At 45.9% G+C, this 20,364-nt stretch carries 17 protein-coding genes, 1 tRNA gene and 3 pseudogenes; 3 read left to right on the plus strand and 18 right to left on the minus strand.

The window, feature by feature from the left end; genetic code table 11:
- The 5 genes and pseudogenes from DW996_RS11780 to pcrA form a co-directional block, all read right to left on the minus strand.
- A pseudogene (locus DW996_RS11780) lies at positions 1-116 on the minus strand (Type 1 glutamine amidotransferase-like domain-containing protein); the annotation flags it as partial.
- Between the two features lie 27 nt (positions 117-143).
- Positions 144-695 (minus strand): annotated as a pseudogene (locus DW996_RS11785) (GyrI-like domain-containing protein); the annotation flags it as partial.
- Between the two features lie 274 nt (positions 696-969).
- Positions 970-2,424, minus strand: a complete 1,455-nt coding sequence (gene rlmD / locus DW996_RS11790) for a 23S rRNA (uracil(1939)-C(5))-methyltransferase RlmD (RefSeq protein WP_118535932.1) — start codon at positions 2,422-2,424, stop codon at positions 970-972.
- A 4-nt stretch (positions 2,425-2,428) separates the two neighbouring features.
- Positions 2,429-2,725: a hypothetical protein gene (locus tag DW996_RS11795; RefSeq protein ID WP_118281863.1), complete on the minus strand. Its 297-nt coding sequence runs from the start codon at positions 2,723-2,725 to the stop codon at positions 2,429-2,431.
- Positions 2,726-2,810: 85 nt separating this feature from the next.
- Positions 2,811-5,047, minus strand: a pseudogene (gene pcrA, locus DW996_RS11800) (DNA helicase PcrA).
- Between the two features lie 289 nt (positions 5,048-5,336).
- Here pcrA and DW996_RS11805 point away from each other — a divergent pair.
- A complete protein-coding gene (locus DW996_RS11805; protein ID WP_158575326.1) occupies positions 5,337-6,179 on the plus strand; it encodes a lipase family protein in 843 nt (280 codons plus the stop codon).
- A 79-nt stretch (positions 6,180-6,258) separates the two neighbouring features.
- Here DW996_RS11805 and DW996_RS11810 read toward each other — a convergent pair whose 3' ends face one another.
- From DW996_RS11810 to asnS, 4 genes are all read right to left on the minus strand, one after another.
- A complete protein-coding gene (locus DW996_RS11810; protein ID WP_118535936.1) occupies positions 6,259-6,894 on the minus strand; it encodes a DUF1836 domain-containing protein in 636 nt (211 codons plus the stop codon).
- 3 nt (positions 6,895-6,897) lie between these two features.
- The gene (locus DW996_RS11815) at positions 6,898-7,194 is read right to left on the minus strand and encodes a YerC/YecD family TrpR-related protein (RefSeq protein WP_118281859.1); all 297 of its coding nucleotides are present in this window, start codon (positions 7,192-7,194) and stop codon (positions 6,898-6,900) included.
- Positions 7,195-7,212: 18 nt separating this feature from the next.
- Positions 7,213-8,223 (minus strand): aspartate--ammonia ligase, encoded by a 1,011-nt coding sequence (gene asnA / locus DW996_RS11820; RefSeq protein ID WP_118281858.1) that lies wholly within the window; start codon positions 8,221-8,223, stop codon positions 7,213-7,215.
- A 70-nt stretch (positions 8,224-8,293) separates the two neighbouring features.
- Entirely contained in the window at positions 8,294-9,676 is a 1,383-nt protein-coding gene (gene asnS / locus DW996_RS11825) for an asparagine--tRNA ligase (RefSeq protein WP_118535938.1), read from the minus strand.
- A 137-nt stretch (positions 9,677-9,813) separates the two neighbouring features.
- On the opposite strand from asnS, the gene DW996_RS11830 reads away from it, so the two are divergent.
- Positions 9,814-11,043, plus strand: coding sequence for a DUF4317 domain-containing protein (locus tag DW996_RS11830; protein ID WP_118535940.1), 1,230 nt, complete (start codon positions 9,814-9,816; stop codon positions 11,041-11,043).
- Here the strand turns inward: DW996_RS11830 and DW996_RS11835 are convergent.
- The 4 genes from DW996_RS11835 to DW996_RS11850 form a co-directional block, all read right to left on the minus strand.
- Positions 11,040-11,849, minus strand: a complete 810-nt coding sequence (locus tag DW996_RS11835) for a LarC family nickel insertion protein (protein ID WP_118535942.1) — start codon at positions 11,847-11,849, stop codon at positions 11,040-11,042. The two genes, DW996_RS11830 and DW996_RS11835, sit on opposite strands and share 4 nt — an antisense overlap.
- Before the next feature lie 22 nt (positions 11,850-11,871).
- Positions 11,872-12,612 carry a nickel pincer cofactor biosynthesis protein LarB gene (gene larB / locus DW996_RS11840; protein ID WP_118281854.1) on the minus strand — a complete coding sequence of 247 codons (741 nt, stop codon included), beginning with the start codon at positions 12,610-12,612 and terminating at the stop codon, positions 11,872-11,874.
- Between the two features lie 67 nt (positions 12,613-12,679).
- Positions 12,680-13,000, minus strand: coding sequence for an ASKHA domain-containing protein (locus tag DW996_RS14585; RefSeq protein WP_330428967.1), 321 nt, complete (start codon positions 12,998-13,000; stop codon positions 12,680-12,682).
- 93 nt (positions 13,001-13,093) lie between these two features.
- Positions 13,094-14,224 carry an ASKHA domain-containing protein gene (locus DW996_RS11850; RefSeq protein WP_118535946.1) on the minus strand — a complete coding sequence of 377 codons (1,131 nt, stop codon included), beginning with the start codon at positions 14,222-14,224 and terminating at the stop codon, positions 13,094-13,096.
- Positions 14,225-14,373: 149 nt separating this feature from the next.
- Between DW996_RS11850 and DW996_RS11855 the strand changes: the two genes are divergently transcribed.
- Positions 14,374-14,446: transfer RNA gene (locus DW996_RS11855), tRNA-Thr, on the plus strand.
- 51 nt (positions 14,447-14,497) lie between these two features.
- Here the strand turns inward: DW996_RS11855 and DW996_RS13500 are convergent.
- From DW996_RS13500 to DW996_RS11880, 5 genes are all read right to left on the minus strand, one after another.
- Complete coding sequence (locus DW996_RS13500; protein WP_118281852.1) at positions 14,498-15,184, minus strand: lytic transglycosylase domain-containing protein; 687 nt, start codon at positions 15,182-15,184, stop codon at positions 14,498-14,500.
- Between the two features lie 81 nt (positions 15,185-15,265).
- Positions 15,266-15,475, minus strand: a complete 210-nt coding sequence (locus DW996_RS11865; protein ID WP_118281851.1) for a hypothetical protein — start codon at positions 15,473-15,475, stop codon at positions 15,266-15,268.
- A 15-nt stretch (positions 15,476-15,490) separates the two neighbouring features.
- Positions 15,491-16,048, minus strand: a complete 558-nt coding sequence (gene efp / locus DW996_RS11870) for an elongation factor P (RefSeq protein WP_118281850.1) — start codon at positions 16,046-16,048, stop codon at positions 15,491-15,493.
- A 91-nt stretch (positions 16,049-16,139) separates the two neighbouring features.
- The gene (locus tag DW996_RS11875; protein WP_118535948.1) at positions 16,140-17,909 is read right to left on the minus strand and encodes a methyl-accepting chemotaxis protein; all 1,770 of its coding nucleotides are present in this window, start codon (positions 17,907-17,909) and stop codon (positions 16,140-16,142) included.
- Positions 17,910-18,056: 147 nt separating this feature from the next.
- The gene (locus DW996_RS11880) at positions 18,057-20,354 is read right to left on the minus strand and encodes a GGDEF domain-containing protein (protein WP_118535950.1); all 2,298 of its coding nucleotides are present in this window, start codon (positions 20,352-20,354) and stop codon (positions 18,057-18,059) included.
- Positions 20,355-20,364: the final 10 nt, after the last annotated feature.

Below are 20,364 nucleotides of genomic sequence, written 5' to 3' on the forward strand. Positions count from 1 at the left end.
CCGGTGTAGCCTTCACGCAGTGAAGCTGTTGGAATAAATGCGACTTTCTTATTTTCAATTTCTTCCTTTATCAGACTTCCTACACTTGAAAAGTGCGAACATAAAAATAGTTTCATCAATATTCTCCTTTATAAATCACGATTTTATGCTTTCTTAATTGGATGTCTAATTACAGTTTTCCATTTCTCTGGAGCAACCTTTCTTGCATCAGACATATAAATCTCGTGGTGCAATCTATCTTTGTTAATATCATTGACATACCCATTTTGTTCTATATAAGTATCCATAAGATCAACGGTTGCTGGCTCATTATCAAAAGAACCTATGTGCATAATTTGAACGCATAATCCTTCATCAATCGTAAGATACTCTGCTGACGAACAATCAATTTTCTTCTTTTTCATTGCTGTTTCTATCGCCCAGTCAAAATCAGCTTTAGAAATGAAATCAGGCAAACGAATAACAGAAATCCAGTTAAAAGCAGATTTATTTGTATAATCTACACCCACGACATCATCCTGCCACCAAAAACCTTCCAATGGCGGAACAACATATTCAAAAAAGCCTTTAATTTTATAATCGGTCTTGTAACTCATTTTTAATGTGTATGCAACAGCATATAGAATACTGATTGCTTGTTGATATGCCCCGCCTTCTTCATTTGGATTGCCTTTTCCTCTAACTGTTACCGAATTTTTCCTTCACATCTAATCTACTGCCTACAACCACCCAAAATGGTCGAGTTGCCGGATTGGTTGTCATCCGTTTTCATTTTCCCAAAAGCATCCCGAAATGCCTGACATCTAATCCACTGTCCCAAATCGCGACATCTAATCCGAGGTTACAACCTAACACACATTTTGCAGTAGATATGTTTCCATATAAGAAAACCGGGCTTTTTCAGGAGTCAGGCTTCTAATCCCAACTTCCGAAAAAGCCTGGAAATACACCACTTTCTGGCACTTGATTTTATTTCCTTGACATCAAGACTACCGTCTCCACATGCGGCGTGCCGGCAAACATGTCGCAACAGCAGATCCGCTTGACCTGATATCCGCTCGCCTGTAAGACTTCCAAATCTCTTGCGAGGCTGGTCGGCTTGCAGGAAATATAGATCATGGAGTCCACACCATAGGCAATGATCTTGTCCAGTGCCTTGGGATGGATACCATCTCTTGGTGGATCAAGCACAATGTAATCCGGTTTCTCCTCGATCTCATCGATCACCTTTAAGACATCCCCTGCAATAAAATCACAGTTTGTCAGACCATTTTCCAGAGCATTTTTCTTTGCTGCCTCAACGGACTCCTCCACAATTTCAACACCGATCACATGCCCTGACACTGGTGCCAAAATCTGGGCAATCGTTCCTGTGCCAGAGTAGAGATCATAAACGGTCTTTCCTTCCAGAATATCTGCGTTTTCTGCAGTAATAAAATCTCGCGCCGTCTCGTATAATTTTTCAGCCCCAAGTGAATTTGTCTGAAAAAATGAAAACGGTGTAATACGGAAACGAAGCCCCAACAACTCCTCATAAAAATATGCCTGTCCAAACAATACCCTTGTTCCCTGATCCTCTACTACATCCGCAGGGCGATCGTTACGTGTATGTAATACGCCTGTAAGTTTTCCATCATAGGAAACTTCCTGTAAGCGCTTGCTCCATCCCTGTAAAAGTTCTGACTCAAGTGCCTCTAACGCATCTGCCTGCACCTCTGTTGCCGGTTCTGTTGCATCCTTCTGCAAAAAACGTGCATCCGAACTTGTCACAAGATCCACTAAAATCTCTCCTGTTTTTGCCGCCTTGCGCACCAAAAGATGACGCAGATAACCTTCATGGCGCATCTTGTGATAGTAATTGGCTCCTCGTTCCTGAAAATATGCCAGTGTCTCCATCAGTACACAACGCATATCTTCATCGATGATCTGACAACCATCCACGGTCACAATATCATAAAAACTACCACGCTTATGCATCCCCAGTGAAAGCGGTCCGTTAAAATAAGCATCGCCAAAAGAGAATTCCATCTTATTACGATACGCAAACTGATTTGGGCTCGGTATCACACCTTCAAATAAGTCATCAAAACTGTTCTCCGGCAAAACAGGTTCTAATAAACGCTTAATCTGTCTGCCTTTTAATGCAACTTGTTCTTCGTAAGGAATCGTCTGATAAGAACATCCTCCACATTGGTCGAAATGTTTGCAAGCAGGTACATCCATCTCCAATGGTGATTTTTTGACAACTTCTAACAGTCTTCCTTCCGCTTTTCCTTTTCTTGTTTTCTTTATTACACAAAGAATGCGTTGTCCCTCAAGCACATTCTTGACGGTGATCAGATCACCGTCATCCGTCTGCACGATTCCCTTATTGGGGAAATCCACCCGAGTAACAACGCCTTCTACCTGTTGACCTTTTTTCACTCTATTACTCTTCCTCTAAATCCTCTACATCTTCTTCTGCATCATCTTCAAAAAGATCTTCATCGTCATCCCAATCATCAAAATCATCCATGAATTCATCTTCATAGTCCTTCTTGAAATAACGATAGATCGCATAGGCAACCCCAGCCACTGCGGCGATCACACCAACCACACAGGCAACCTTTTTCCAGTTGATGGTATGCTTTTCTTTTACCACGATCTCCTTGTCCTTAAGACCATTGATCATGTTTGTCAACTTTGTCATATCGATCAATTCCATTACATCTTCTTTTTTCATCATAAGGCTTCTCCTCCTGCTATGAATGTGTCAACTATATTTGCTCATAGTATAGCATTTATTCTGCCCAATTACCACAGAAAAACACTTACACTTTTTGTAATTTTGCAAAGGATGCAAACATTTTTTTACGTCCTGCTCCGTCAAACTCGACCGTCACCTCAAAGTCACGACCGCCATCGTTGATCTGTACTACGGTTCCCTCGCCAAATTTGACATGTTTCACGCGGTCTCCCTCGCCATAATCCAGCGAATTTTTCTGGATCTTTGTGCCAAAATCCTTGGCTGCCTGATAAGTCTGCGCCGCCAGCGGTGTTTTTTTCATATTGCGCATTTTTTGCCGGTTGCTCATCGGGCGCTCACTAAGGAAATCATCCTTTGGCTTTGGTTCCCAGGTATTTCCCTGGATCAAATCTTCCGGGATTTCCTTTACAAATCGCGAAATGCCATGATACTGCGTTTCGCCACGCATCATACGCATCCGCGCCCCGGTAATGGTCAGACGCTCCTTTGCTCTGGTGATACCCACATAACAAAGCCGTCTTTCCTCCTCGATCTCCTCGTCGCTATTATCCGCCGTGATGCTCATATAGGACGGGAAAAGACCATCCTCCATGCCGGAAAGATAGACATTCGGGAACTCCAATCCCTTGGCACTGTGCAGTGTCATAAGGACCACATAAGATCCGTCGTCATCCAGAGAGTCGATATCCGCAACCAGAGCCACTTCCTCTAAAAATCCACTCAGGGTCGGCTCATCTGTCTCCTGCTCATAGGACACCACCTTGGTGATCAATTCGTCGATATTTTCGATACGCGCCTGTGCCTCGTCCGTGCCTTCCACTTTCAGTTCCTCGACATAGCCGGTCTCTGTTATGATCTCCTGTAAAAGTGCTGACAGCCCCTCATTGGCACACACCTTACGGAAGTGATGGATCAGATCTACAAAAGGTGCGATCTTTCCTGCGGCACGTCCTAAAGTCGGGATCTCCTCCGCCCGCTCAAGCGCCTCAAAAAGATTGAGTCCCATCCGATAGGCATAATCGCTCGCCTTGCCGATGCTGGTCGCCCCAATGCCACGCTTTGGCACATTGATGATACGCTGGACTGCCAGATCATCCTGCGCATTATCGACCACCTTCATATAACTCAAAAGATCCTTGACCTCGCGTCTGGCATAGAAATTAACCCCGCCAACGATCTTGTAAGGGATGCCCGACATGATGAGTTTTTCTTCCAGCATACGGGACTGTCCGTTGGTACGATAGAGGATCGCACAATCCCCATACTGGTATTCACTGCGGCGCACGCGAGCTGCAATATCTCTCGCGATAAAATCTGCTTCCTCATAGGCACTGTCAAACTGCTGGAAATAGATCTTTTCTCCATCCCCGGACTCTGTCCAGAGCCGCTTTTCTTTACGCCCCCGATTGTTGGCGATCACGCCGTTTGCCGCATTTAAGATATTTGCTGTCGACCGATAATTCTGCTCCAGTTTGATGACAGTCGCATTGGGATAATGTTTTTCAAAATTTAAAATATTGTAAATATTTGCCCCACGGAACTTGTAAATGGACTGGTCATCATCACCGACAACGCAGAGATTTTCCCTGCCGGATGCTAAAAGCCGCACCAACTCAAACTGCGCCGTATTGGTATCCTGGTATTCATCCACCATAATATATTGAAACTTTTCCTGATAAAAATTGCGCACTTCTGTGTCAAATTTCAAAAGTTCCACCGTCTTCATGATCAGATCATCAAATCCATGGCATTGTTTGCCTTTAGTCTCGCCTGATATTCACGATAAACCTGTGCCTGTCTGGTCTTATTGAAATCGCCGATCGCATTTTGTGCAAATTCCTCCGGTGAGATCAATTCATTCTTGGCAGAAGAAATGACATTCAAAAATGTTTTTTCCTTATACATCTTCGTGTCGATCTCCAGACGTTTGCATATATCCTTCATCAGGGTCTTGGAATCATCCGTATCATAAATGGTAAATGAATTATCATAGCCAAGACGATCCGCGAACCGACGTAGGATCCGTACACAAGAAGAATGGAAAGTCGATACCCAGATACTCTCCGATCCCATGCCGATCATGGAATCAATACGCTCACGCATCTCGCCCGCTGCCTTGTTGGTAAAAGTGATCGCCATAATATGATATGGTGCGACACCTTTTTCCTCGATCAGATATGCCACACGGTGGGTCAAAACTCTGGTCTTGCCCGAGCCAGCACCTGCTAAAATTAGCACCGGTCCTTCTGTAGTAAAAACGCCCAGTTTCTGCTGTTCATTTAACGAATCGTATGTATTCATGCCATTTCTCCTATAATAATTTTTTGCAACACCTGTTGCAAAGTTTCCGATTTTCCTTGATTTTTCAACATTCTTTAGCATTATACCATAAGTCAGTCCCAGATTCACTCCCCACTTTTTTACCATCATTTTTTATAAATTAGGATTTCAAATTTTGGTGACTTTTTTGTCGATAAACCTGTTGTTGCAAAAGAGTTTCCATTCTACAATATGTGTATAGGGTTTTTATTGAAACATGATCGCCGTCCGTAAGTCAGCGATCATCACATTTCATGTAAGGGGGTTAATCATGAAAAGATTTACAAAAGTCAGACGTATTCTGGCACTGTCACTCGTTCTTGCCATGGCATTCGGCGGCACGGTATTCGCTTCCGATTCCAACACGGCTCTCGTTAATGCCACCTATCAGCAGTTGGCATCCCGTGGTACTTACACCTACACCAATGCATCCGAACTTTCCCGTTTCGTGCAGTTGGGTTATGCATGTAACCAGCCACAGCATCAGGGACCTTTCTCCATCACACAGGGCACTTTGACAACAAAGAAATGGTTTGGCAAAAAGTCATCCAAGGCAGTCTATGTCATCGCCTTATCCGGTACGGATACTGATGTCAAAAATCAGTCCACCGGTTACTGGACAGATCTTCTGGTCGGCTTTGAGCAGGACAACAAATACATCCAGAATGTCAGAAACGCTATCGTTTCCAACGTTCCAAAGGGGTCCAACCTTGTCGTTACCGGACACAGTTTAGGCGGTATGGTCGCACAGCAGGTTGCTGCGGACAGCACCATCAAAAAGAACTACAATGTCTTAAACACCGTGACCTTTGGTTCTCCTTTGATCAACGGTTTCCAGAGAGAAGGCACCGTAAAACGTCTGGGTGACACATCCGATCCGGTACCATATCTCAGTTTGACGACCTTTACCAATATCGTTTGGCAGTCTGCCGGACTCAATAAGGAGAGCGGCAACTACGGCACCAACCTGCTTGGTGCACATTGCGAAAGTTACAATCGTGCCGATGTCTGGGGCGCATATGACGTAACAGGCACCAAGAACGGTGGGGCTACACTGACACTGAATATGGCAACGACCCATTTCTATTATTCACCGGTTACCGTCAATAATTAGTCACTATTTTTAACCTAAGATATGTATGATAAAATAAGCCCGGAGGTCATATGATCTCCGGGCTTATGCATTGCCTGATTTATGATTTATCCTTTTTCTCCTTCACCTGATCGGCTGCCGCTTTTCTCTGCTGACTGTTAAAATCGATCAAAGTCTCGATCATCATCTTTTTGATATAGACATCAAAACTCAGCATACAGATAAAACCAAAGTTACGCAAGAACTCCTGATCTTCCTCCGGCGCATCGGAAAAAGCATTTTGCATGGCATTATATTTGGCGATCACATCCTTGATCAATGCCTTGGACTGTCCATTGCCCTGCGCCACCAGTTCTTCGTACAATTCATAAAAAGACAGTTCTGACTCCGTGCCAAAGTATTTGTCTGTGATCGGCTCCAAGAGGGTCTGGATATCCTTGATCGACAGAAAACTCTTGAGATAGTAGATCAGGATCAGCGTCAACACATGATCCTTGGAATACTTCTTCTTGTCCGGTGACGGCAAGACATGATTCTTGGTGTAATTGTTGATCATGGTCTTGGTCAGGATCTTTTCATCCTCATCACGCTTTAAGGACGACAACTGCGACTCGATAAAGGTCGTGACCTGATCGACATATAGATCAATGTTGGGTATGTCTTCCGGGTGCACATAATCAAGTTCTGAGAACTGCTTCAATATCAAATTCAGCGATTTTCGCATTTCTGACTGCATCTTTTACTCTCCTGCTTCTTCCAGACGGCGCAACACCATATCGTAACCGTCATTGCCATAATTGAGGGCACGGTTCACGCGGCTGATCGTCGCTGTAGATGCCCCTGTCTGCTCAGCAATGTCCAGATAGGTCTTTTCCTGACGAAGCATTGCCGCAACAGAAAAACGCTGGCACAAAGATACCATTTCATTGACCGTACATAAATCCTCAAAGAACTGATATGCTTCTTCCTTGTCTTTCAAAAGAAGGATACCTTCCAAAAGGCGGTCCATCTCTTCACTGCGAATTTTTTTGCTCATAGTCTTTCCCCATGCTTTCTATAAAATAATAACACCTCTGCTCTTGGCATAATCGATATCTTCCTGTGGCCATACAGATACCTGTACCTCGCCGATGTGTGCCTTGCGCAGGAAGAACATACAGATACGGGACTGTCCGATACCTCCACCAATGGTATAAGGCAGTTTTTTCTCGTATACGGCTTTCTGGAAAGGCAATTCCAGGCGCTCTTTGCAGCCAGCCAATTCCAACTGGCTGACGAGCGAATCCTCATCCACACGGATACCCATAGAGGATAATTCCAGTGCAATATCCGTCATCGGATAGTAGACCAGAATGTCGCCGTTTAAGGACCAGTCATCATAATCCGGCGCACGTCCATCATGCTTTTCCCCGGATGCCAGTTTGCCACCGATCTGTGAGATAAAGACCGCACCATGCAGTTTGCAGATCTTGTACTCTCTCTCCTTTGGCGTATTGTCCGGATACATATCCTCCAGTTCCTGCGAAGTGATAAAGAAGATCTGTTCCGGCAAAATGCATTCTATGTAATCATATTTGTTTGCCATGTACTTTTCCGTCACGCGGAGAGCATCATATACAGACTTAACAACGCTTTGCAAAGTTTGTACATTGCGCTGGTCTTTGGTGATGATCTTTTCCCAATCCCACTGATCGACATAGATGGAATGGATATTGTCGGTATCCTCATCACGACGGATGGCGTTCATATCCGTATATAAGCCTTCCCCTACAGAAAAGCCATAACGCCCCAGTGCCATTCTCTTCCATTTTGCCAAAGAATGTACGACCTCGACCTCGCGGTCATCCTGCTCCTTGATACCAAAGGCAACCGGACGCTCCACACCATTTAAGTTGTCATTCAGACCGGATTCCGGTGTGACAAAAAGCGGTGCAGATACACGATGCAGGTTGAGTTCTGCCGTGATCTGTCTCTGAAAGAAATCCTTGACCTCTTTGATTGCGATCTGTGTCTCTTTTAAATTCAGAGCCGGCACATAATCCTCCGGGATATACATTTTGCTCATTTCTATCTTCCTTCCCTTCCACAATTCAAACTGTGCACACGCTTTCGCATATGCACAGTCACTGCCAAAATTATAGATCGCAGTTTCCTACGGTTCTTGGGAACGGGATCACGTCACGGATGTTGCCCATTCCGGTCAGATACATAACGCATCTCTCAAATCCAAGACCAAATCCGGCATGACGTGCGGATCCATACTTACGAAGATCCAGATAGAACTCATAATCTTCTTCCTTCAGACCACACTCAGCCATACGGTTCTTTAAGACCTCATAATCATCTTCTCTCTGGCTACCGCCGATGATCTCGCCGATACCCGGTACCAGACAATCCATGGCAGCAACAGTCTTTCCGTCCTCATTTAATTTCATATAAAAGGCCTTGATCTCCTTTGGATAATCGGTCACAAAGACCGGACGCTTGAAGATCTTTTCGGTCAGATAGCGTTCATGCTCTGTCTGCAAATCGCATCCCCAATATACCTTATAGTCAAATTCATCGTTGTGCTTTTCCAATTCTGTGATCGCATCTGTATAAGTGATGCGTCCAAAATCAGAATTAACCACATGCTCCAGACGCTCGATCAGTCCCTTGTCAACGAACTGGTTGAAGAAAGCCATCTCTTCCGGTGCATGCTCCAGCACATAAGAGATCACATATTTTAACATGCTCTCAGCAAGCATCATATCGTCTGTCAGATCTGCAAAAGCGATCTCCGGCTCGATCATCCAGAACTCTGCTGCATGACGGGTCGTGTTGGAATTCTCCGCTCTGAAAGTCGGTCCAAAAGTATAGATATTCTTAAATGCCATGGCATAAGTCTCACCATTTAACTGTCCACTCACAGTAAGGTTGGTCGGCTTACCAAAGAAATCCTGTGAATAATCCACCTTGCCATCCTTAGTCGGCACATTGCTTAGATCCATAGTGGTGACCTGGAACATCTCGCCTGCGCCCTCACAGTCACTACCGGTAATGAGTGGTGTGTGCACATAGACAAAATCTCTCTCCTGGAAAAACTTGTGGATAGCATATGCTGTCAGAGAACGCACACGAAAAACTGCCTGAAAAGTATTGGTTCTCGGGCGTAAATGGCTGATGGTTCTCAAATACTCAAAAGAATGACGCTTTTTCTGCAATGGATAATCCGGTGTAGACTCGCCCTCGATCACGACTTCATCGGCATGGATCTCAAATGGCTGCTTCATCTCCGGTGTAACCTTGACCTGACCAGTCACGATCACGGCTGCACCTACATTCAACTTGCAGATGGTCTCAAAGTTGTCTAATTTATCTGCGTAAACCACCTGCACAGGCTCAAAGAAAGTACCGTCATTTACGACCATGAATCCAAATGTCTTTGAATCACGGATACTGCGAACCCATCCTCCAATGGTGACGACCTTGCCATCATAATCTTTGTAGTTATGATGTAAATCTCTAATGTTGATCATTTTCCTAATTCCTCCAAAATCTATCGTACAAAACTATTCCTTATTTTACCTCACTAAAGTGTGAAAATCAAGGTGTTGCACGACTTCTTTTTTTCGATATAATAAGAAGTGCTCACAAATTTGGAAAGGAATGCATTATGAATAAAAAAGAAGTTGCAGAGATCAAACGTCGGTTAAAAAAAGAAAGTTGCACCATTCAGCACATGTGCGGCTGCTATGTCGATGCTGAAAAGAATAAATTAGTCACCTTTTCCCAGAAATTCTTAAATCTGGAGGAGGACGAGTTCTACAAATACTTGGAGATCGCCGGAAAAGCACTCTCCGGTACCCTTGGAAATAATCTTTTGGAACTCGAGTTTCCGATCGATGAGGAAGCCGTTGGCGGCAGGCAGCAGATCCTGATGGCTCTGCGTGCCAGCAAGTTAGAGGATGATGCCCTGCTCGACACCTATTATGATCTTATTATTGATTCTTATGATTATGTCGGCAATTATCTCATCACCTTATATTATGATGTCTATGATGTTCCTCTCAAGGGAACGGATGAACTGGCAATGGACGAGTCGGACGAAGTCTACGAATACCTGCTTTGCTGTATCTGTCCGGTTGCTCTGTCAAAGCCGGGGCTGGGCTATTTGGAAGGCGAGCACCGCATCGGTGCCAGAATCCGGGACTGGGTTGTTGGTCCTACGGATACCGCTTTTCTTTTTCCTGCCTTTAACGGACGTGCCACAGATATCCACTCTACCTTAGTTTATACAAAAAATGCCAAGGAACCGCATGCGGAATTCTGGGCAAACGGACTTGGCTGCGGGACAAAACGCACTGCGACCCAGAAGCGCGATGCCTTTGAAAACATGGTCGTACAGACCTTGGGGCCGGATGACGAAGAGACCAAGGACACCGTCCTTGATGTGCAGCAAAATCTGAATGATTTTATCTTAGTAGAAAAAGAAAAAGTCGATAAGGATGAACCGATCCTTCTGGATGGGGAGATGATCACAGAGATCCTGACCGATGCCGGCATTTCCGAGCCAAAGGCAGAAAAGATCACGGCTTCCTATGAGTCTTTCTTTGAGGACACCCTGCCGGACGCACAGGAACTCTTGGACGCCAAGGCGATCAAGAACAACGAAGTCCGCGTTGAGAAAAAACAATTACAGGAAAAAGTCGTAGATCTTACCAAGAAATTAGAAGATGCCGGTGTCATCACATCTGACGGCACCGACATTGACGTTGTCGTAAAGGTCACACCGGAGAAAGTCGAAGAAATACATACGGCTTTCGTCGATGGCAAGCGCTGCCTCGTCATTCCTATGGAAGAGGATGAGGAAGCCAAGATCAACGGCGAGACCATGAGTTTTTAATCATCCAACAAAAATACCCGCAGGAAGCCGGCTGTCTCATAGACACGCTTCCCTGCGCCAAGACCAACAGCCTCTATCTGACAGGATGCAGGCAGTTGGTCTTTTGTTTTTACGGCTGCTGCTATGGCTGCCCCTGTCGGCGTGACCAGTTCTCCTGCTACTTGTGTCATGTGCAGACGAAGTCCTCCGGCTGCCGCAATATTGACAACTGCCGGAACCGGGATCGGTAAGATCCCATGCTGACAGCGTACCGTGCCGCAGCCCTCCGTGATCTCTTTTACGATGCAGTCCTTCACTGCGTATTTCCGGCATAAAGCGTCAAAGCAAATGGCAAAGGCTGCAATATCCACGATGGAGTCCACAGCCCCCACTTCATGAAAATGCACCTGGTTACGCGCGATGCCATGTGCTTTTGCCTCCGCATCTGTCAAAATATCTAAAATGCGGTGGGCGGTCTCTTTTGCACCTGTCGTCATGGCAGATGCATCAAAGATGGCTGCGATCTCTTTAGGTCCGCGGTGTGTATGGTGTTCATGGGCAGTATTTTTTTCCTGCAGATGTCCATACAGATATGCCATGTCGTGATCGTGGGTATCCAGATCTTTTGGCAGAATTACATCAAAATCGCAGGTATCCAAGCCCGACTTTTTGACCCGGCTGATCCTGATCTCATATGCTTCCGTGATTGGAAGCGTCGCAAGTGTCTCTTGCAGTTGTGCCTCCGATGCACCCAGATCTAGCAGTGCCGCCACTGCCATATCCCCGCTGATACCACTTGCGCACTCAAAATATAACTGCTTTCCCATTCTATGTCTCCTTTTTTCTGTCCTATTTTGCCAAATGATTGATCTGGTTAGCAATATAGCCTGCCCCATATCCATTATCAATATTGACGACCGCGATCCCGTTGGCACAGGAGGTCATCATAGTAAGCAGCGCCGACAGCCCTTCCATACAGGCACCATAACCGACCGAGGTCGGCACGGCAATGACCGGCTTGTCTACAAGTCCACCCAAAACGCTGGCAAGCGCCCCTTCCATGCCCGCTACCGCGATCACACAATTTGCTGACTGTATGAGATCCAACTGGGAAAATAATCTGTGGATGCCGCTGACTCCGACATCATAGATACGCTCGACATGGGAACCGAAATATTCTGCCGTCTGCGCCGCTTCCTCCGCTACCGGGATATCTGCCGTCCCCGCTGTGCATACCGCTATGCTGCCAATGTGCGTTTTGTCCTCTTTTTCAATCTTTATGATGTGAGACTTGTCATCATAGGAAACCTGAGGAAACTTTTCCCGGATCAGGGCATACTGGTGCTCATTTGCCCGCGTACCAAAGACTTCGCCATCTGCTTCATACAAGTGTGAAAAAATGGAAAGCAGATGATCGTCTGCCTTCCCCTGGCAAAAGATCACTTCCGCACAGCCCGACCGTACTTTCCGGTGCATATCCAACTTCGCATAGCCCAGTTCCTCGTAAGGCTGCCTGCGCAGCAGGTGATCTGCCTGATCCAAAGTGATCTGTTCCTTCTGTAGTTGTTCAAGAATTTCTCTGGTATCCATCTTCGGTCCCACCTTGTCGTCTATTTTACATCCTATGCTCTGCCAAAGTTACCGCACCTATTGTGCCTCATGCCTTAAACTCTGTCAATGCCATATGCGAAATGTAGGCATCCGCAAAGTCCGGCATATCCGCAAGCATAAGAACCTGCATTTTCTCCGTGATTTCCTTTAATTTATCCTTTTCTAAAATCTGCTCCTGTCCGGTCTTTTTCAGATAGGAAACTGCCCCCTGTAAAGAAGTATTCCCTCCGGCTTTTGCCACCGGCAAAAAACTTTTTTCCACCAGACCGGTCTCTACCGCTGCGCGCACATTTAAAAAGGTACCCATGCCGCCTGCCAGATATACCTTTTTTACCTGCCAAGCCTCCATACCAGCCTCTTTTAACAGGGTCTTCTGCCCACGCGATCGCCGCTTTTGCCATCTGAAACTGCCGGATGTCTTCCTGTGTCAAAGAGATCTTTTCCTGACTGCCCGGCGTATTTAGGGCAAATCCATCCTCCGGGATATCCGCCGCAAAGGTGCCGTTTTCGTCCACGATCCCCCCTTTTTCATGCCGCTGACCGCCTCCAAAATCCCACTGCCACAGATACCGATCGCCGGGAGGCCGCCGATCGTCCTGGTATGCGAGTTGCGTCCGGCGATCATAACGCTGCTGATCGCCCCCGGAATACTGGCACAGCCGCAGGAAATATTCCCGCCCTCAAATGCCGGTCCAGCCGCAGCCGCCGTGGCAAAATACTCCTCTCCCGTCCAAAGGACCATCTCTCCGTTGGTTCCGAAATCCAAAAGCATCCATGGCTCGTCAGCATCCATATGCTCCCGGATCCCATAGATACCGGATATGATGTCTCCTCCGACAAAAGCGGATGCCCCCGGCAGGATCGTTACCGCGATCCCCTTTTGCACAAAATCTTCCTGTTTGATGCTGACCGGTTGAAAAGGAGACACGCCCAAGGTCTGACAGGAATAGCCCCGCAGCAGATGGCACATGGTCGTATTGCCGGCAATGACGATATGCCGGATATCAGACACTTGTATCCGGTTTTTGCAAAGGTCTTTGATCCCCTGCGTCAGACCCGATTCTGCGTACCGGCGCAGGTCATCCCCATGTCCCTCATTTGCACTCTGAATACGGGACAAGACATCCGCTCCGTAGATCCGCTGGGAATTCATGCGGCTTAGACATGACTCGACCTGTCCTGTAGCAAGATCGACCAGGGAAAAGCCGATCGTAGTCGTTCCCAGGTCAATAGCAATGCCATAGGCAGCCTTTGTTGGCACCCCCTGATCTGTTTTTTCATCCTGTGGATAAAGACCAGCGACCTGTATGCCGGCTTCTTTTTGACAGACCAGATCCTCTGCCACTTCTATCTCTATATCATCTGCCACCTGCATCTGACAGGCAAGACGCCAGCCCTGCTCTAATGCCTCTTTTGAAAAAAATGCCCGGTCGGCCCCTGTAACAGGCACATGCCCGGAAATGACGCGCACCGCACATTTTCCGCATCTGCCGATTCCGCCACAGACATAATCCAGACTCAGTCCCTGCTCCTGCAAGGCATCTCTGATTGTTTTGTTTTTTCCTACGCCTGCACTGATCCCGATCCGCATATCTTTCCTCCAAGACTTTCTTTTTGTATCTTATCATTCTATGCCAGCCTGCGCAATTCCCCCAAACAAAAAGGTCAAAACATTATTGCAAAAAGTCTCTTGACACGCTCATGGCTTTATAGTATATTATACAGGTCGGTAAACGACAAGCTGGCGTGGCACAGGTGGTAGCGCACCTCATTGGTAGTGAGGAGGTCACGAGTTCAACTCTCGTCGCTAGCTTTAAAAAAAGACATCAGTTGATCTGATGTCTTTTTTCTATATGCTATTTCTTTAGGCTTCTAATTTATCTAAGATCAGTTGATTGGTCAGACTGAGCATCTGCCGGTAAATATTCTGCCTTTCATCTACGGACAGCCCTTCCGTATCTGTAGCACTTGCCTGTGCACTGCTGGTCTGTGACGGAATGTCGACTCCATTCTGATAATAACCAAGCACTTTTGAAACATAATTCTGTGTCTCGGCAAAAGGTGGAATACCGCCATATTTTGCTACATTCCCACTGCCGGCATTGTATGCGGCAAGCGCAAGTGATACGTCCCCGTCATAGCGGGAAAGCAACTGACTGATATATTTTGCACCGCCCATGATGTTTTGATATGGATCATAGGCATTCGATACGCCAAGCCCCTGCGCAGTGGCAGGCATGAGCTGCATAATGCCCATAGCGCCACTGGAACTCGTGGCATCTGCTGTAAAATTGGATTCCTGCTTGGCTATGGCAGTCAAAAGATTGACATCCACGCCATAGGTATCGGCTGCTTCTTCAAAAATGCTCATCAGATCTGTCGGTACCGTAAGACTTGTCCCGGCAAAAGTCGCGTTTGTCTCTGTCTGACTATCATTTAAGGCTTGGGTTGCACTGGTCAGGGAATCGGAAAATTCCTCAAGGCTGGTAACCGGAGTCATATTTTCTACATAGGTGGTCGTGCCATCCCCGTTTATGATAGATATCTTCATTGGTAACTCCTTTGGGTCTGTAATGTATATCAAACAGGATGTATCTCTCGATACATCCTGTCTTCGTCCTGTAATATGAGTCTACGCTTGCAGATCTTCCAAGCGCTCCACGATCAGATCTAAAGTCTCGCTCGGAATCGTGCCATCTGCGTAAGCATCCTCAATACATGATTCACTGGCTAAAAGTGCTGAAACATTCAGCCAAGTTCCTTGTTGAAATACATCATCAAAAATGCCAAACACCCTGCGGTCCTGTAACATTTGTGAAAAAGGTAATTTCTTGAAATCCATACGTCTAGTCTCTACTTATACTCTTGATAAGTATTCCCCTGTTCTGGTGTCGATCTTGATCACATCGTTCTGCTCAACGAACAAAGGTACATAAACAGTTGCTCCTGTCTCAACGGTAGCAGGCTTTGTAGCACCTGTTGCTGTGTCTCCCTTGAATCCCGGTTCTGTCTCTGTGATCTCAAGTTCTACGAAAAGTGGTGGTTCTACTGCAAATACGCTTCCCTTGTGAGAGCATACCTTAACCATTTCATTTTCCTTAACGAACTTTAATGCATCACCGATATCATCTGTGCTGAGCGCGATCTGCTCATAATTCTCTACGTCCATGAAGTAGTAGAGATCTCCATCATTGTAAAGATACTGCATATCCTTACGATCGATGTGTGCCTGTGGACACTTCTCTGTCGGACGGAATGTCTTTTCTACAACACCACCGTTTTTGATATTCTTTAACTTTGTACGAACAAATGCCGCACCCTTACCAGGCTTAACATGTTGAAATTCGATGATCTGGTAAACGTTGCCTTCCAATTCGATGGTAACGCCATTTCTAAAATCGCCAGCTGAAATCATTCTTTCTTCCTCCTTAATACTCTATGGACCCGAGCCCACTTATGCTCTATATTTTAATATATCTTGCCACATATTTCAAGTATTAGTACGATCAGACGTTGATAAAGCGGTTTGTCTGGGTCGAAAGTTCGGAAATAATGTTATTACTTTCGTCGATCTCCTTCATGATGGTATCCATCTCGCCTACCAACTGTGATGTATTTTCTGCCGCGTTGGTCACGCCCTCTGCGCCCTGTTCTACCGCGGTGGATACATCATTTACGTTTTCTACGACCTCATCCATGGTCTGGCGCAAATGATCGACGGACTCCGTAAAGGATGTCATCACTTCATTGATATAATCAGCATCTGCGCGATATTTATGACCGGACTCTACGAATCCGTCATAATCTTTCAAGATATTTTCATTAATATAGGTAACAATATTTTCAGAGTTCTTTGCCAGATCTCCTACCGCTGCAACAACCTTAGCATTGATCTGCTGGATGTTGCCCGCCGTTTCTCTGCTGCTGTCTGCCAAGACACGGATCTCATCTGCGACAACCGCAAAGCCCTTGCCTGCCTCTCCGGCTCTTGCCGCCTCGATGGAAGCATTGAGTGCCAAAAGATTGGTCTGGGAAGAAATGTTTAAGATCTCATCCGTCAGCGCATTGACTTCTTCTACGCTCCTGCTATTCTCGATCGCCTGCTGCAAGGTCCCAAGGATCTCCTGGATCATGGCAGAAGTCGTATCCTTGTTGGAAACTGCCGTATCTTCCAACTGTGTCGCACGATCCTGCATCTCGGTCGCATAGGTCAGTATATGTTCGCTCTGTTCGGAAATTCGATCCATGCCCGTTCCTGCCTTTTCCACACGCTCATTGACGTTTGCCAATGTTGCAGAAACTTCCTCCATGGTTGCAGAAAGTTCTTCCATGACGGCAGAAATATCCGTCGCATTGCCATTGACGGATGTCACGCTGTCAGTCACTGCCGCAAAGGTAGAATTCAAATGTACGGAAGAGTCGCGGATCTTGGCGATCACATTCTGCAATGCCTCGATAAAAGTATTGACGCCCTCGACCAGACTACCGATCTCGTCCTTCTGGTTGACTGAAATTCGCTTGGTCAGATCGGCTGCTGCATTGTTGACCTCATCCACCATATCGCCAAGTTCCTTGGAAGATTTCTTGACCGGTGTCACGATCAGTCGCACGCTGATCAATACAACAATAATAAAGATCAGTACCGTAAAGGCGATCGAACCGGCGATCACTATATTAGACAGGATCTTTGCCTGCTTCAAGGCTGCCTTCGCCTCTTTTTCATCCGCCTGTATCATCTTCTCCAGTTCCGAAATATCAGATAAAATACCCGTATTGTATCCACTCTCTGCCGCCAATACTTCTCCCGGGATCTCTGTGCCATAAACAGCATTCTGCATCTGCGCCTGCTGATAGTCATACATACCCTTTAACTTCTCATGCAGATCCAAAACCGTTTCTTTTTCCTTGCTAGAATTTGCGTATTTTTTGAATACTTCGATGTTTTTGACCATACGTCCATAGGCCTGATCGAGTGCATCTGAGTATCCACCTATGGTCTGTTCGCTCGGCTCATGAATTACATTTGAGGTATAACTCTGCATCTTTGTGTAATCCGTATCTAACGCACCTGCTGCATCCACACAGGATACAATCTGCTCCGAAATCATCATTCCCTGATTATACAGGTTTTGTACTGCCATGCGCAGCCCCGAAACGGTAACCAGTGTCACCAATGCCATTGCCGCAACCGGTGTAACGATCTTTGCCATCATTCCCGACATTTTTTTCTTGTTATTCTTTGTCGTATTTTTTGTATCCTTTGACCTCTTTTCCATCTCTCATGCCTCCATAAGTTTCCTATCTTAATGTTTTCCGTGCCAAGTTTACCATAATTGCTTTTTCTTCATATATAAAAAATAGCGAAAATTATCAAAATTTCGATAACTTTTCGTCCACATACGATATTTTTCTTTTCATAACTCTCAGATACGATATTTTTTCTCGAACTGGTCTACCGGCATCGGGCGGCAGAAATAATATCCCTGGAAATGCTGACATCCCATCTGCGCCAATGCTTCCACCTGTTCCTCTGTCTCAACACCCTCTGTGATCACATCCATATGTAACTGCCCGATCAGGCGGATCAGCGCCGATAAGATCGACCAGCTCCGGTCGACATTGACCGTTTCCTGTAAAAATTCCATGTCGATCTTGATCACATCCGCCTTGATATCCTTTAAGATATTCAAAGAAGAATAGCCACTGCCGAAATCGTCGATCTCGATCTCAAATCCATACGCCTGCAATCTTTCCAGCATATATCTGTGATTTTCCATTTCCGTCACAAAGAGCGTTTCCGTGATCTCTAGTTTTAACTTGTGTGGGTCGAGATCATATTTTTCGACCAGACGGGTAAAGACATCATAAACATCCAGATAATATTGATCCTGCACGGAAATATTAACCGAAAGATACAGATCATCCCGTCCCTGATCCCGCCAGATTGCCAACTGTCTGGCGGCTAAATCCCATACATAAAGGTCTAACTTGTGTACCAGACCTGCCGACTCTAAGACCGGTATAAATTCATCCGGTGCGATCAGTCCCTTGATCGGATGGATCCATCTGGCAAGTGCCTCTGCCCCAAGCAGACTGCCGTCTCTTCTCGTCTGTGCCTGTAGATAGATCCGGATCTGCCCCAGTTCCAATGCCTGCTCAAATTCATTGATGATCAGGTTCTTCTCCAGTTTTTTTTGCAAAAGGGCATCATCGAAATATGCCACACGCCTTGCATAATCTCCCTTGATCGTGTTGATCGCCAGATTACATTTATCCACCATGACAAAAACAGGCTCTGTCACATCCGTTATCTCATAAACGCCCATATAGATCTGCAAGTGGAAGTATTCGTTTGCAAAGGTGTCGACCAGACGATCCATGACATCTAAGAAAAGTTCTTCCGTAAAACGCTCTTTGGGCATACAAAAGGCAAACTGATCTTCGTTCAGACGGCAATAAAGATCATCTTCCTTGGCACGCTCCCGGAAAAAGTACGCATGCATCTTGAGGATCTCATCACCGCGCTGGGTTCCCAACATATCATTGATCAATTTGAAATCCTTGATATCGGAAGTGATCATGACGTAAGGCTTGCCCGCCGTGCGCAGGGTCTCTGTCACCCTTTCCTCAAAATACTGCTCGTTATAGATACCTGTCAAAAGGTCATGCGTTGCACGAAAATGTTCTTCCCTGTATTTCTCCGTCTCTTCCGTCCGGTCAATACAGGTAATAAAATAGCCCAAGAATACATCTTCCTCGTCCGTCAGACGCTGTACGGTAAACTCATAATTGAAGGTCTTATCATCTGCCTCAAAATGCTCCATATAGACCTGCTCGCTACATTCCTCTTTCCAATGCCGCTTGAGCCAGCCCTCAAAATACTGCTCTGCAACGCTTAAATCCTCGTCCAGGGCAAGATGCTTGTAGCGGTAAAACATGTCCTTTCCACGCCGATTGACATAGATACATTTTCCACTGATGTCAAAACAGCCTACGCCCATCTCTGCGATCTGTACCGCATTGGCAAGGATCTTGTCACGCATAGCCTGTGGCACATAAAACTCGGTAAAAAAGCAGATGATCAGTGCCGCTGCCCCATAAAAGATCAGGGAAATATCGATTGGCAGATTGAGCGCCAGTCCGATTGCATCACATATGATGATTGCCAGAAAAGACACCAGGATGGATGTATATTTCTTGCGGTACAAACGCGCCGTATGGCGGATCTTTACCATCAACAGAAGCACGATCCAGGCAACCAATCCATAACAATAAGCCAGATGCACATAAAAAATACCGGAATAACCTGTCGGATAAAAATATGCCCCGTAAGACTTTGAAAAAGCCTCCTTTAAGATAAAGACATGATGCAGCCAAGGATTGAGCAGCATACTAACCGTTTCCAGACCAGCCACGAGGTAACACGGTGTCATCCATTTGACCTGTTTTTCCTCATTGTCCGTGTAAAAATAGACATAGCGGAGCATGAACAAGAGCAGCCAGTCAATGCATGCCAAAAAGACAGAGTGAGAAACCGTAGCGATTGCTTTCTCATCTGTCATGATAAAGATGCCATTGGCTACAACGGCAACAACGACTGCAACAAAAAGTGTAAATATGCTTTTACTGACCCGATCCTGTTTTTCCCGGATCATACCGGCGAATGCTACCACCAGAAGTGTCAGCACAAACAAGATTCCCAGATAAATCATCTTTGGCATAGGCTATATT

Source organism: Roseburia sp. AM51-8 (assembly GCF_003478275.1).
Classification (GTDB): Bacteria; Bacillota; Clostridia; order Lachnospirales; family Lachnospiraceae; genus Pararoseburia; species Pararoseburia lenta.

Bases quoted from the DNA above. Each gene is read 5' to 3' on its own strand.
- DW996_RS11795 (WP_118281863.1), bottom strand. From the start codon at position 2,725: ATGATGAAAAAAGAAGATGTAATGGAATTGATCGATATGACAAAGTTG.
- DW996_RS11805 (WP_158575326.1), top strand. From the start codon at position 5,337: ATGAAAAGATTTACAAAAGTCAGACGTATTCTGGCACTGTCACTCGTT.
- DW996_RS11810 (WP_118535936.1), bottom strand. From the start codon at position 6,894: ATGCAGTCAGAAATGCGAAAATCGCTGAATTTGATATTGAAGCAGTTC.
- DW996_RS11815 (WP_118281859.1), bottom strand. From the start codon at position 7,194: ATGAGCAAAAAAATTCGCAGTGAAGAGATGGACCGCCTTTTGGAAGGT.
- asnA (WP_118281858.1), bottom strand. From the start codon at position 8,223: ATGAGCAAAATGTATATCCCGGAGGATTATGTGCCGGCTCTGAATTTA.
- asnS (WP_118535938.1), bottom strand. From the start codon at position 9,676: ATGATCAACATTAGAGATTTACATCATAACTACAAAGATTATGATGGC.
- DW996_RS11830 (WP_118535940.1), top strand. From the start codon at position 9,814: ATGAATAAAAAAGAAGTTGCAGAGATCAAACGTCGGTTAAAAAAAGAA.
- DW996_RS11835 (WP_118535942.1), bottom strand. From the start codon at position 11,849: ATGGGAAAGCAGTTATATTTTGAGTGCGCAAGTGGTATCAGCGGGGAT.
- larB (WP_118281854.1), bottom strand. From the start codon at position 12,612: ATGGATACCAGAGAAATTCTTGAACAACTACAGAAGGAACAGATCACT.
- DW996_RS11850 (WP_118535946.1), bottom strand. From the start codon at position 14,224: ATGCGGATCGGGATCAGTGCAGGCGTAGGAAAAAACAAAACAATCAGA.
- DW996_RS13500 (WP_118281852.1), bottom strand. From the start codon at position 15,184: ATGAAGATATCTATCATAAACGGGGATGGCACGACCACCTATGTAGAA.
- DW996_RS11865 (WP_118281851.1), bottom strand. From the start codon at position 15,475: ATGGATTTCAAGAAATTACCTTTTTCACAAATGTTACAGGACCGCAGG.
- efp (WP_118281850.1), bottom strand. From the start codon at position 16,048: ATGATTTCAGCTGGCGATTTTAGAAATGGCGTTACCATCGAATTGGAA.
- DW996_RS11875 (WP_118535948.1), bottom strand. From the start codon at position 17,909: ATGGAAAAGAGGTCAAAGGATACAAAAAATACGACAAAGAATAACAAG.
- DW996_RS11880 (WP_118535950.1), bottom strand. From the start codon at position 20,354: ATGCCAAAGATGATTTATCTGGGAATCTTGTTTGTGCTGACACTTCTG.